This is a genomic window from uncultured Ruegeria sp., assembly GCF_947504215.1.
GTDB lineage: Bacteria > Pseudomonadota > Alphaproteobacteria > Rhodobacterales > Rhodobacteraceae > Ruegeria.
On the sequence record NZ_CANNGO010000006.1, the window covers coordinates 82,326 to 94,289 of the forward strand.

Genomic DNA, 11,964 nt, shown 5'->3' on the forward strand with positions numbered 1-11,964 from the left:
CCTGGCTATTCGGCCGAGTCATGCGTGGTAAATTCCGCTGCGTGTTTACTTCGAAACTTGCGGCTTGTTTCTTCGGTCAAAGAAAGGTCGCCGGGAGGAGAGACGTTTTCCCGAGGCAAGGTGATGTCTACGTTAAGGCGGTCCTGTAGGAAGGTCAGGATCTTGTCTTGGTTTTCGTATTTGAAAACGTGAGTGGCGCCGAATCCATTGCTGCGTGTGCGGAAAAACTGGCTCTGACTACCCACATCGGCAAATTCGGGGCGGGGATTTTGCATGTAAGCGCGGACAAACTCGTCGAACGTCATGTCGCGGGTCGAGTGTGGATGGCCGACACGGTCCTGCCGGCTGCGAAACCTGTACCAACTGCCGAGCCAATCGATGGGTTCGCGAACAACGGCCATGATCTCCATCTCGGTGTCGTACATCTTGCGAAACATGTTTTGAAAAAAGCGATCGTATCGGCGCACCGGGGCATGCTTCAATTCGGGTGGGCCTGCTACTACAAGGTCGGCACGGTCGCGCAATGCCGAATGATAGGCAGTGCTTCCAGTTTTTGGGACAGACAAAAACGCTAGGCGTTCCTTATAGAAAACAAGCATTTATCAACTTCCCGATCACATAACTTATACACGCAGATTGTCGTAAACGACTCTTTAATACAATTGCAGAACAGTGAGGTCTGTAAGTTTTAGTTGAAATGTTCTCTTTTTGGTCCCATAAGGAACAAGAGGCGAACAAAGCAGCGATTGCCGCCCGGCCAAGGGTGTGACAAAAGAGAAGGCGACAGGACAATGGCGGATCTTCTGACGATGAGCGACAAGAAAAACGCGGACAAGCAAAAGGCGCTCGACAGCGCGTTGGCCCAGATCGAACGCCAGTTCGGCAAAGGCTCGATCATGAAGCTGGGTGATGACACCAAGCAAGAGATCGAGGCAAGCTCGACCGGATCTCTGGGCCTGGACATTGCACTGGGCATTGGCGGGTTGCCGATGGGCCGCATTGTCGAGATTTATGGGCCCGAAAGCTCGGGTAAGACCACGCTGACCTTGCATTGTATTGCAGAGCAGCAAAAGCGTGGTGGTGTGTGTGCGTTCGTTGATGCGGAACATGCGCTTGACCCGCAATATGCCCGCAAGCTGGGCGTCGATCTGGACGAGTTGTTGATTTCACAACCCGACACGGGTGAGCAAGCTTTGGAGATCACTGATACGCTGGTACGGTCTGGTGCAGTGAACATGGTTGTAGTCGACTCGGTGGCGGCGCTGACGCCGAAATCCGAACTTGAAGGCGATATGGGCGACAGCAGTGTCGGTGTGCAAGCCCGTTTGATGAGCCAAGCGATGCGCAAACTGACCGGATCGATTAATCGCAGCAAGTGTATGGTGGTCTTCATCAACCAGATTCGGATGAAGATCGGCGTTATGTTTGGCAGCCCGGAAACCACCACCGGTGGCAACGCGCTGAAATTCTACAGCTCGGTCCGTCTGGACATTCGCCGCATCGGCGCGATCAAGGACCGGGATGAGGTTGTCGGCAACCAGACCCGTGTCAAAGTTGTGAAAAACAAGGTGGCACCGCCCTTCAAGCAGGTGGAATTCGACATCATGTATGGCGAAGGCATCAGCAAGATGGGTGAACTGTTGGATCTGGGCGTCAAAGCCGGTGTGGTCGAGAAGTCAGGTTCGTGGTTCAGCTATGGCGACGAGCGGATCGGGCAAGGGCGTGAGAATGCCAAGCAATATCTGCGCGACAACAGCCGCATAGGGCTAGAGATCGAAGACAAGATCCGTGCCGCGCATGGTTTGGATTTCGAGATGCCACCGAATGCCGACGAAGATGATATCCTCGAGGCATAGCAATAGCCTGGATTTCTGACAGAAGTTTTCGACGGGGCGGCCGGTTGGGCCGCCTTGTCAGTTTTCACCAACCGTATCCTGTGGACACTCCCTTGGCAGGGGGCTAAACCTTCGCGGACGACTGTTATTGCCCGCCGAGAGAGCCCTATGCCCACGCTGAACGATATCCGCTCAACCTTCCTGAACTACTTTGCCAAGCAAGGTCACGAAGTGGTTGCGTCCAGCCCGCTGGTGCCGCGCAATGATCCAACATTGATGTTTGTAAATTCCGGTATGGTGCAGTTCAAAAACCTGTTCACCGGCCTGGAGAACCGCGACTACCAACGCGCCACGACAGCACAGAAATGCGTGCGTGCTGGCGGCAAGCACAACGATCTGGACAATGTGGGATATACGGCGCGCCACCACACATTCTTTGAAATGCTGGGCAATTTCTCGTTCGGGGACTATTTCAAGCCTGAGGCAATTCCATTTGCGTGGGAGTTGATCACCGAGGAATTCGGCATCGACAAGAGCCGCCTGTTGGCGACGGTCTATCACACCGATGATGAAGCGTTTGAGATTTGGAAAAAGGTCGGTATCCCAGAAGACCGGATCATCCGCATCGCCACCAATGACAACTTCTGGCAAATGGGCCCCACCGGGCCCTGTGGTCCGTGCACCGAGATCTTCTATGATCATGGCGATCATATCTGGGGTGGCCCTCCGGGATCAGCCGACGAAGACGGTGATCGTTTCATCGAAATCTGGAACATCGTTTTCATGCAAAACGAGCAGTTCGAAGATGGCTCGATGGTGGAACTCGACATGCAGTCGATCGACACGGGCATGGGGCTGGAACGCATCGGGGCCTTGCTGCAAGGCAGCCACGACAACTATGATACCGACCTGTTCAAGACGCTGATCGAAGCATCAGCGGATGTCACACATGTCGATCCGTATGGTGATCAGAATGTGCATCACCGCGTCATTGCGGATCACCTGCGGTCGACCTCTTTCCTGATGGCGGATGGCGTGATGCCGTCGAATGACGGACGCGGCTATGTTCTGCGTCGGATCATGCGTCGGGCGATGCGCCATGCGCATTTGTTGGGTGCAAAAGATCCGGTCATGCACCGGCTTGTTCCGACCTTGGTGCAACTGATGGGCGCTCAGTATTCCGAACTGGGCCAGGCGCAAGCGCTGATCGAAGAGACTTTGTTGCTGGAGGAAACCCGGTTCAAGCAAACTCTGGATCGCGGGTTGAAACTGTTGGACGACGAAGTTGCCGGATTGCCGGAAGGTGAGCAACTGCCTGGCGACGCCGCGTTCAAGCTTTACGACACCTTTGGGTTTCCGCTGGATTTGACGCAGGATGCGCTACGCGAAAAGGGCCGCAGCGTCGACACCGATGGTTTCGATGCGGCCATGGCGGAACAGAAAGCAAAGGCGCGCGCTGCGTGGTCGGGATCAGGCGAAGCCGCAGATCAGGCCGTATGGTTTGACGTACTTGATCACGACGGCGCTACTGATTTTCTGGGTTACGACACCGAGAAAGCGGAAGGTCAGGTCATGGCCCTGGTGGTTGATGGCGCTTTGGTGGACAAAATCGAACAGGGCGACAGCGGCTGGGTCGTTGTCAACCAATCTCCATTCTACGGAGAAGCTGGCGGCCAGATTGGCGATACTGGTGAAATCCGCCGCCTGGAAGATCGCGACGATGTTGCAAAGGTCGAAGACACCAAGAAATTTGCCGACGGTAAGGTCTATGCGCATAAGGTGACAGTAGATCACGGAGCGTTATGCAAAGGCGATGCGGTTGAGTTGGAAGTTGATCACGCGCGTCGCACTGCAATACGCGCCAATCACTCGGCAACGCACCTGCTGCATGAGGCACTGCGCGAGGCGTTGGGTGATCACGTGGCGCAGCGCGGATCGCTGAACGCATCAGATCGTTTGCGGTTTGACTTCAGCCATTCCAAAGCGCTGTCTCAGGAAGAAGTGCAGAAGGTCGAGCGTGAGGTGAACGATTTCATTCGCCAGAACTCGGCAGTCGAGACACGGGTCATGACCCCGGACGACGCGCGCGAGCTGGGGGCGCAAGCGCTGTTTGGTGAGAAATACGGCGACGAGGTTCGTGTTGTTTCGATGGGCAAGGCCCCAACCGGAAAAGGCCATGACGGCGAAACCTGGTCGATTGAACTGTGTGGTGGAACGCATGTTCGCCAAACCGGAGATATCGGAACATTTGTTGTCTTGGGTGACAGCGCCAGCAGCGCGGGTGTTCGGCGGATTGAAGCGCTGACCGGAGATGCGGCATTCCGCTATTTGTCGGCGCAGGATCAACGTGTGTCAGAGGTCGCGTTGGAATTGAAGGCGCAGCCGGATGACGTGGTCAGCAGAGTAAAGTCGCTGTTGGATGAGCGCAAAGCGTTGCAAAACGAGCTTGCCCAATTGCGGCGCGATCTGGCCATGGCTGGTGGTGCGGGTCAGGGATCTGGTGCTGAAGCGCGTGATGTCAATGGCGTAAAGTTCCTGGCTCAGGCTCTGACTGGTGTGTCCGGAAAAGATCTGCCTGCGTTGATCGACGAGCATAAAAGCCGCATTGAATCCGGGGCCGTCTTGCTGATTGCAGACACCGGTGGGAAAGCGGCGGTTGCGGCCGGGGTGACACAGGATCTGACTGACAGGATCTCAGCCGTTGATCTGGTAAAGGCAGCGGTGGTCGAACTGGGCGGTAAAGGTGGCGGTGGGCGTCCGGACATGGCCCAGGGCGGCGGCAGAGATGCCGCCAATTCGGATGCAGCGATCAAAGCTGCGGAACAAGTACTGGGAGGATAAGATGCCTGCACTTTGGATTGCGCATGTAACAGTGACCGATGCTGAGGCATATGGAAAGTATGCTGAGTTGGCCGGACCAGCGATTGCCAAGCACGGGGGCGAATTTATCGCACGCGCGGCACGCTATGTGCAATTGGAAGGTAAGGAAAGACCTCGAAACGTGGTTGCCCGGTTCCCGTCCGTCGAAGCGGCGGTCGAGTGTTACAACTCGGTGGACTATCAAAAGGCCCTTGATCACGCACGCGGCGCAAGTGAGCGTGAACTTGTTGTTGTGGAAATAACAGACTGAGAATCAGTCTTCACACATTGGTTCAAGACATTTGAGCCAAGTGTGCTGTTTGTAAGCAAATTTCAGCTTAGACCAATTGCGGCACGTGTAACGATTTCGTGTTCGGATGGCCTGTGAGGTTTATTTCATATTTGTCATGGACTTAACGGCATGCTCCCGGGCAAAGCCGTGGAACGCGTGCCCCAATTGTGGCCACCGCATCTAACTTCTTGCCCGAAATGGTCAAATTCGCTGACGAATTTCCGCCTCTTTTCCCCTTCAGTCTAACCGGAGATTGCATAACCAGGCCTGTTTACGGATAGTTTCAAAAAACGGTACAAGGTCCTGCTTTACGGCAATTGCTCGGAAAAACCTGGATCGAGGGACAGGCATGACATCGTATAGCACTAAGTTATCGTCAGGTATTGGTCACTTTGTGAGAACATCGGGACGCGCAACAGGACTATTTGCCCTTGTTTTGGGGTCTTTCTTCGTAGGATCCGAGGCCAAGGCTTTTGAAAAGGCCTTTATCACCACAGTCGCAGCTTCGCCTCCTCCGTCCGGGGCACATCAATTATGTCGTCAGTATAGTTGGGCGTGTTCCTCCAAGCGGTCGATATCGCTGACAAGTCAGCAGGAAATGCAGATTATTCAGCAGGTAAATCGCCGCGTGAACGCCACAACCCGCGAGGTGGCTGACCAGCTTCAGTACAAAACCCGGGAAAGATGGGCTTTACCGACGTCTCGTGGCGGTGATTGCGAAGACTTCGCTCTTTTGAAGAAACGGGATCTTATCAAGGCTGGAATCGATCCGAAGAAGCTCCTGATCGCGACCGTTCTGGATAGAAGCCGGAATGGTCACGCTGTTTTGGTCTACCGGTCTGCAAATGGCGATCTTATTCTGGACAACGCGACGAGCCGGATCAAACCCTGGGCGGATACGCGTTACCTGTTTTTGCGGATGCAGGACCCAAATCAACCGCGCCGATGGGTTGGCGTTTACGGGAGTAGCTAATTCTCTTCCCTTCCAGTTTTGATGAAAATTAGAGGAATCGGTGAAAAGGTCACTTTTCACCGGTCTTTGTTTGTTTCTAGGTCAGTCTTTGACTGGATCGCTTGGGCCGTTCCCGCCACCGGACCCGCCGTCTCCGCCGCCGTCGCCGCCACCGGAGCCAGACCCGCCGCCATCACCACCACCGTCGCCGCCGCCGGAACCAGAGCCGCCGCCATCACCGCCGCCAGAGCTGGATCCACCACCGGAACCAGAGCCGCCGCCATCACCGCCGCCAGAGCTGGATCCACCACCGGAACCAGAGCCGCCGCCATCACCACCGCCAGAGCTGGATCCACCACCGGAACCAGAGCCGCCGCCATCACCACCGCCAGAGCTGGATCCACCACCGGAGCCAGAGCCGCCGCCATCACCGCCGCCGGAGCTGGATCCACCACCGGAGCCAGAGCCGCCGCCATCACCGCCGCCGGAGCCTGATCCGCCGCCGTCACCACCGCCGGAGCTAGAGCCGCCACCGGAGCTAGAGCCACCACCGGAGCTAGAGCCACCGCCCGAGCCGCCGCCTTCGTCGGCTGATCCATCACCAGTTCTTTGTGTTGGTGCGCCGATCGAAGCGGTCGGGAAGTCCGTCAGAACAGCGGCAAAGGCCGGGCAAAACTGAAGGGTTCTTGTGAGAATATCTTCGAAGTCGGGACGGCGTTGAATATAACGCAGCATCCGAGCATCGACGACGCTACACGCACAAAGCGTTTCGGTTGAAACAGATTGCTTGGCTGTTCTTACGGTGCACTTTTCTGCAGCCTGTGCCGGAGCACCAGCGAGTAATGGGACTGTGGCTGATGCGAAAACAATGGATAAAAGACGGAACTTGATGCGCATAGCGCGTCTCCTTGAAACTCGTTAACAACTACGTCGTACTTATGCGCTATACTGAATGCCGCGTGTATGAACGACGTCACACTTTGGCCATAAATACACCTTTCTTGAGCCCGATTTACAAGAAGATGTTTGGCTGATTGAGTTGCAGTTAACTCCCCTAAAAGTTGAATGTTCTTTCAAAACAGAGAGAAGGCCTGACGTAACGGCAGGCCCTCAACTTCTCATCATTTTTGAAATGGGTGAAAAAATGTCACACTCATGTCATTGTTTCCAGCCTCACACCAGTCCAAAGGCGGTGTTTTAGGCCGATCTGGACATCCTTTTGCGCTCATGCGGGTCTAGAAACCGCTTGCGCAAACGGATTGCGTTGGGCGTAACCTCAACCAATTCATCGTCGTCGATATAGGCAATCGCCTCTTCCAGTGAAAACTGGATGTGGGGCGTCAGACGGACCGCATCGTCGGACCCGCTGGCCCTGACGTTGGTAAGCTTCTTGCCCTTCAAAGGGTTCACTTCCAGATCGTTGTCACGAGAATGTTCGCCAATCACCATGCCCTGATAAACATCTGTCTGAGGACCGACGAACATGCGGCCGCGCTCTTCCAGGTTCCAAAGCGCGTAGGCAACGGCTTGGCCGTTTTCCATGGAAATCAGAACACCTGCACGGCGACCGGGGATGGGTCCCTTGTGGGGCGACCAGCCGTGGAACACACGGTTTAAGACGCCGGTTCCGCGTGTATCGGTCAGGAATTCTCCGTGGTATCCGATCAATCCGCGGGATGGCACATGTGCGATGATGCGGGTCTTTCCGACACCTGCGGGGCGCATTTCTGCCAGTTCGCCTTTGCGCGCACCTGTAATTTTCTCGATTACTGACCCGGAGTATTCGTCATCCACATCAATGGTGACCTCTTCGATGGGTTCAAGCCGTTGACCTTCTTCTTCGCGAAACAGAACCTGCGGGCGTGAGATGCTGAGCTCGAATCCTTCACGGCGCATGTTTTCGATCAACACGCCCATCTGAAGTTCGCCACGACCGGCGACCTCAAAAGCTTCTCCACCGGGGGTGTCGGTGATGCGGATGGCCACATTGGATTCGGCCTCTTTCATCAGGCGATCACGGATCACACGCGATTGGACCTTTTTACCGTCGCGGCCAGCCAGAGGTGAATCGTTGATCCCAAATGTCACTGTGATCGTAGGCGGGTCGATGGGCTGGGCGGGCAGAGCTTCATCTACTTGCGGGGAAACCAGGGAGTCGGCCACGGTGGCCTTGCTCATGCCTGCGATGGTGACGATGTCGCCTGCTTCGGCCACATCGATGGGTTGTTGGCCCAATCCACGGAAGGCCAGGATTTTGGAGGCACGGAAGCTTTCAATAGGTGTGCCGTCCCGGCTGAGGGCTTTCAGGCCTTCACCCGCTTTCAACGTGCCGCTTTCGACGCGGCCCGTCAGGATGCGCCCGATGAACGGATCACTGCCAAGAGTAGTTGCCAGCATCCGGAACGGTTCGTCCTTGTGTTCGGCCTGCTTGGGTGCGGGCACATGATCCACGACAAGATCAAATAGCGCGGTCAGATCTTTGCGGGGTCCGTCCAGTTCCATGTCAGCCCAGCCTGAGCGGCCCGAGGCATACATGGCAGGAAAATCCAACTGATCGTCATCTGCACCGAGGTTCGCGAACAAATCAAAGCATTCGTCCAGCGCGCGGTCCGGCTCGGCATCGGGTTTGTCGACCTTGTTCAGCACCACGATCGGACGCAGGCCAAGTGCCAAAGCCTTAGAGGTTACGAACTTGGTTTGCGGCATCGGACCTTCGGCGGCATCCACCAGCAAAACAACGCCATCGACCATGCTGAGGATCCGTTCTACTTCGCCACCGAAATCGGCGTGGCCGGGGGTGTCGACGATGTTGATCCGGGTGCCTTTCCATTCGACCGAAGTGGCCTTGGCCAGGATGGTAATGCCGCGCTCGCGTTCGAGGTCATTGCTGTCCATAGCACGCTCTGCCACGGCCTGATTTTCCCGGAACGCGCCGGATTGTTTAAGCAGCTCATCCACCAGGGTCGTTTTACCGTGGTCCACGTGAGCGATGATTGCGATATTGCGCAGGTCCATGAGAGGTCAGCCTTTGAACGGGAAGTTGCCGCGCGCATAACGCGGCACAGGCAATTATACCACCCCTAACCGACAGTCAGTGACCTGTGGTCTTGGAAAACAGGTGTATGATCAGGATTCCCGCCAGGATCATCGACAAGCCAAGGACCGCCGGCCAGTCGAGTTTTTGTCCGAAGACGACAAAACCGATGACAGCGATAAAGAAAATCCCAAGCCCGGACCAGATGGCATAAACAATCCCCACGGGCATGACCTTCAGGGTGAGGGCCATCAAATAAAATGCAAACCCGTAACCGACAACAACTAACACTGATGGCCAGAGCTTTGTGAATTGCTGACTGGCTTGTAAGGCTGTTGTGCCAATTGTCTCGGCAAAAACGGCCAGCAACAGGATCAGATAGGCTTTGGGCATGGCGAAACACCTAAACACAGGGATATCTGGCCCGGTTGAGCACGATACTTCCCGTCTAGGCAAGGAGATTCGATGCCCTGCAACAGTTAAGACGATGACCTAGGGTCAGGTATACCTGACTATGGGTTTTTTCCGTTTGGTGTAAGATTTCCCCATATTTAATGATTTGTTAACGAGTATTGTTCAATGACGACATTTTCAAAATCCGTCATATTTGCTTCGGCTCTTATTGTGGCGCTTGGGTGGCTTGCAGGCGGGGGGTCCGTCTAGATTGCTGTAGCCCCATTTGGTTTATCAGTTAGATGGTTGCGTAGGATAAGCGCCATCCAGAACTTAGCAGGGAAAAAGGAGCTTTCGGGCTCCTTTTTTCTTTGGGCCGGTTATACGCAGGCAGCCTCAGATGCTGAAAAATACTCAGTCAGTTGAGGTTCAAGCCAGGCCCAAAGGTCGGGCGCACCGGCTTCGATGGCAGGGCGAACGCGAGCTTCGATCTGCGCGAACGTAACGTCGTAATCGATCCAGGACCCGCCACCCGTTTCCAGATTGGCGATCGGAGTTTGGAGCCGGTCAATCGCCTTGCCAAATCGCGCATCGTCGCTTTGGGCATTCTCGAATTCATGCCACAGATCAACAAAGGCAAGACGCTGGCTATCCGGCAACATGCCAAACAGGCGTTTCGCAGCGGCTTCCTCCTTCGCGGCTTGTGCGGCGTGATCAACTTGTCCGTGGATCGGATGATCCCCGGCATCAATTTCGACGATATCATGAAGTAAAAGCATCTGCAGAACCCGGTCGATCCTGACATTCGGGCCTGCGTATTCCGACAAGACCCAAGCATACAGCATGATGTGCCAAGAGTGTTCGGCCGAGTTTTCGAACCGATCACTGCCCATCAGACGAGAGGCGCGCAGAATAGACTTCAGCTGATCGGCCTCGGTCAGAAATGGCAGCCTGTTTGTGAACGTGTTATTGTCTGCGCCTTTGTTGGCCAGCAAATCGTGCGCGTGACGGTAGGCATAGGGAAACACACTTTCCAGATAGGCCGCGCGCCCACCATCCAGATTATCCCGAACGACATCCAGATGGTCTGGCCTCGGTTGGGTTGCGCATACGACCTGAAACAGGGGCTGGCACCGATCCAGTATCTTTGCAAATTGCGCGTCCGAGGTCTGATCTGCCTCGAATTCGCGCCACAACGACATGAACTCTTCTGCCTGTTCCGAGGGGAGAAGGCCAAAAAGTTGCACTGCGGCTGCGTGTTCGGATTTCGCGACACTTTCCCAATCCGTGCTCAGGTGAATTGGGTGGTCGCCGACGATGATCTCGACGAGATCATGCAGCAGCAGCATGCGTATGACACGGTCAGTGTTTACATCGGGACCGGCCAGCGGTGCCATGACCAACGCCCAAAGCGCAAGATGCCAGCTATGTTCGGCGGAGTTTTCGGGACGGGACTGGTCGAGCAGGACATTCGCCCGCTCAACTGTTTTTAGTTCATCCGCCCGTTTCAGGAACGTGATCTGAGCCGATAACCTCTCGGTCATTGCTTCTCTATCGCTTTGACCTTCGAGCGGTGATCGGTCAGTCGCTTTATCACGAATTGCCGCGCCTTACGTTCTGCCAACCGCACCCGGACTTCAGTCAGGAATGCCTCTTCCAAAGATTGTGAGGATGCGCCTAAAAGCTCGGAGACTTGCATAAAGAAACGATCATCGCCGGTTTCATCCATGACCTTCATCGTATCTTCCGCCAGTTTCGACGCCAGATTGGTGATCGTATCGGACATTAGCGCGTGGTTTCAGTCAGTCGGCGCTTCACATAGTCGCTGACATCAGTGATCAGCGTGTCCATGTGGCGATCCTGGAAGAAGTGATCGGCACCTTCGACCTCGGTATGGGTGATGGTGATGCCTTTTTGCTCGTGCAGCTTGCTCACCAATCCAGTTGTATCGGCCGGGGGCGCGACGCGGTCCGCGGATCCATTGATGATCAAGCCAGAAGACGGGCAGGGCGCCAGGAACGAAAAGTCATACATGTTGGCCGGGGGCGACACGCTGATGAACCCTGTGATCTCGGGGCGGCGCATCAACAACTGCATTCCGATCCATGCGCCGAACGAAAAGCCTGCGACCCAGCAATGTTTGGAATTGGTGTTCATCGATTGCAGGTAATCCAGCGCCGACGCTGCATCGCTCAGCTCGCCTACGCCCTGGTCGTATTCGCCCTGGCTGCGGCCAACTCCACGGAAGTTAAAGCGCAACACGGTGAAGCCCATGTTGTAAAACGCGTAGTGGAGATTATAGACCACCTTGTTGTTCATGGTCCCGCCGAACTGAGGATGCGGGTGCAGCACGATGGCGATCGGTGCGTCTTTTTCCTTTTGCGGGTGGTAGCGGCCTTCCAGGCGGCCTTCGGGTCCGGGAAAAATCACCTCGGGCATGTGTGCTTTGGTCCTGTCTTTTTCTAATTGGCGCCGGGAATTACTTGACGGTATTCGTCGGGCACCTTAGAACGGTTCTAATTATCACGCTTAGCGAAAACGCGCTGTCCGTCGGAGATACGCACTGGCAGCGGCGGCGTCAATGATTTCGCGCGGATCT

The 11,964-nt window shown here is 55.4% G+C and carries 11 protein-coding genes; 4 read left to right on the forward strand and 7 right to left on the reverse strand.

Features of this window, described 5'->3' with window-relative positions; translation table 11 throughout:
• Window positions 1–5: 5 nt before the first annotated feature.
• The gene (locus Q1B21_RS12695; RefSeq protein ID WP_298934977.1) at window positions 6–599 is read right to left on the reverse strand and encodes a sulfotransferase family 2 domain-containing protein; all 594 of its coding nucleotides are present in this window, start codon (window positions 597–599) and stop codon (window positions 6–8) included.
• 192 nt (window positions 600–791) lie between these two features.
• On the opposite strand from Q1B21_RS12695, the gene recA reads away from it, so the two are divergent.
• The 4 genes from recA to Q1B21_RS12715 all read left to right on the forward strand — a co-directional run bounded on the left by recA (window position 792) and on the right by Q1B21_RS12715 (window position 5,959).
• Window positions 792–1,856 (forward strand): recombinase RecA, encoded by a 1,065-nt coding sequence (gene recA / locus Q1B21_RS12700; RefSeq protein WP_120635490.1) that lies wholly within the window; start codon window positions 792–794, stop codon window positions 1,854–1,856.
• A gap of 147 nt (window positions 1,857–2,003) precedes the next feature.
• Window positions 2,004–4,676, forward strand: coding sequence for an alanine--tRNA ligase (alaS, locus tag Q1B21_RS12705; RefSeq protein ID WP_299889834.1), 2,673 nt, complete (start codon window positions 2,004–2,006; stop codon window positions 4,674–4,676).
• Between the two features lies 1 nt (window position 4,677).
• The gene (locus Q1B21_RS12710; RefSeq protein WP_299075468.1) at window positions 4,678–4,965 is read left to right on the forward strand and encodes a DUF1330 domain-containing protein; all 288 of its coding nucleotides are present in this window, start codon (window positions 4,678–4,680) and stop codon (window positions 4,963–4,965) included.
• A gap of 370 nt (window positions 4,966–5,335) precedes the next feature.
• Window positions 5,336–5,959, forward strand: a complete 624-nt coding sequence (locus tag Q1B21_RS12715; RefSeq protein WP_299889837.1) for a transglutaminase-like cysteine peptidase — start codon at window positions 5,336–5,338, stop codon at window positions 5,957–5,959.
• 56 nt (window positions 5,960–6,015) lie between these two features.
• Here the strand turns inward: Q1B21_RS12715 and Q1B21_RS12720 are convergent, their stop codons facing one another.
• The 6 genes from Q1B21_RS12720 to Q1B21_RS12745 form a co-directional block, all read right to left on the reverse strand.
• Complete coding sequence (locus Q1B21_RS12720) at window positions 6,016–6,537, reverse strand: hypothetical protein (RefSeq protein WP_299889839.1); 522 nt, start codon at window positions 6,535–6,537, stop codon at window positions 6,016–6,018.
• A 598-nt stretch (window positions 6,538–7,135) separates the two neighbouring features.
• The gene (typA, locus tag Q1B21_RS12725; RefSeq protein ID WP_299889840.1) at window positions 7,136–8,953 is read right to left on the reverse strand and encodes a translational GTPase TypA; all 1,818 of its coding nucleotides are present in this window, start codon (window positions 8,951–8,953) and stop codon (window positions 7,136–7,138) included.
• 76 nt (window positions 8,954–9,029) lie between these two features.
• Entirely contained in the window at window positions 9,030–9,365 is a 336-nt protein-coding gene (locus Q1B21_RS12730) for a multidrug efflux SMR transporter (protein ID WP_298935426.1), read from the reverse strand.
• Between the two features lie 380 nt (window positions 9,366–9,745).
• A complete protein-coding gene (locus Q1B21_RS12735; protein ID WP_299889842.1) occupies window positions 9,746–10,909 on the reverse strand; it encodes an HD domain-containing protein in 1,164 nt (387 codons plus the stop codon).
• Window positions 10,906–11,151, reverse strand: a complete 246-nt coding sequence (locus tag Q1B21_RS12740; RefSeq protein WP_299889843.1) for a hypothetical protein — start codon at window positions 11,149–11,151, stop codon at window positions 10,906–10,908. The genes Q1B21_RS12735 and Q1B21_RS12740 overlap by 4 nt, the downstream gene beginning before the upstream one ends.
• Complete coding sequence (locus Q1B21_RS12745; protein WP_120635482.1) at window positions 11,151–11,804, reverse strand: alpha/beta hydrolase; 654 nt, start codon at window positions 11,802–11,804, stop codon at window positions 11,151–11,153. The genes Q1B21_RS12740 and Q1B21_RS12745 overlap by 1 nt, the downstream gene beginning before the upstream one ends.
• Window positions 11,805–11,964: the final 160 nt, after the last annotated feature.

What these genes read in the sequence shown, in the direction of transcription:
- Q1B21_RS12730 (WP_298935426.1), bottom strand. Translation starts at nt 9,365, where the DNA reads ATGCCCAAAGCCTATCTGATCCTGTTGCTGGCCGTTTTTGCCGAGACA.
- recA (WP_120635490.1), top strand. Translation starts at nt 792, where the DNA reads ATGGCGGATCTTCTGACGATGAGCGACAAGAAAAACGCGGACAAGCAA.
- Q1B21_RS12710 (WP_299075468.1), top strand. Translation starts at nt 4,678, where the DNA reads ATGCCTGCACTTTGGATTGCGCATGTAACAGTGACCGATGCTGAGGCA.
- Q1B21_RS12695 (WP_298934977.1), bottom strand. Translation starts at nt 599, where the DNA reads ATGCTTGTTTTCTATAAGGAACGCCTAGCGTTTTTGTCTGTCCCAAAA.
- Q1B21_RS12720 (WP_299889839.1), bottom strand. Translation starts at nt 6,537, where the DNA reads ATGGATCAGCCGACGAAGGCGGCGGCTCGGGCGGTGGCTCTAGCTCCG.
- alaS (WP_299889834.1), top strand. Translation starts at nt 2,004, where the DNA reads ATGCCCACGCTGAACGATATCCGCTCAACCTTCCTGAACTACTTTGCC.
- Q1B21_RS12735 (WP_299889842.1), bottom strand. Translation starts at nt 10,909, where the DNA reads ATGACCGAGAGGTTATCGGCTCAGATCACGTTCCTGAAACGGGCGGAT.
- typA (WP_299889840.1), bottom strand. Translation starts at nt 8,953, where the DNA reads ATGGACCTGCGCAATATCGCAATCATCGCTCACGTGGACCACGGTAAA.
- Q1B21_RS12740 (WP_299889843.1), bottom strand. Translation starts at nt 11,151, where the DNA reads ATGTCCGATACGATCACCAATCTGGCGTCGAAACTGGCGGAAGATACG.
- Q1B21_RS12745 (WP_120635482.1), bottom strand. Translation starts at nt 11,804, where the DNA reads ATGCCCGAGGTGATTTTTCCCGGACCCGAAGGCCGCCTGGAAGGCCGC.
- Q1B21_RS12715 (WP_299889837.1), top strand. Translation starts at nt 5,336, where the DNA reads ATGACATCGTATAGCACTAAGTTATCGTCAGGTATTGGTCACTTTGTG.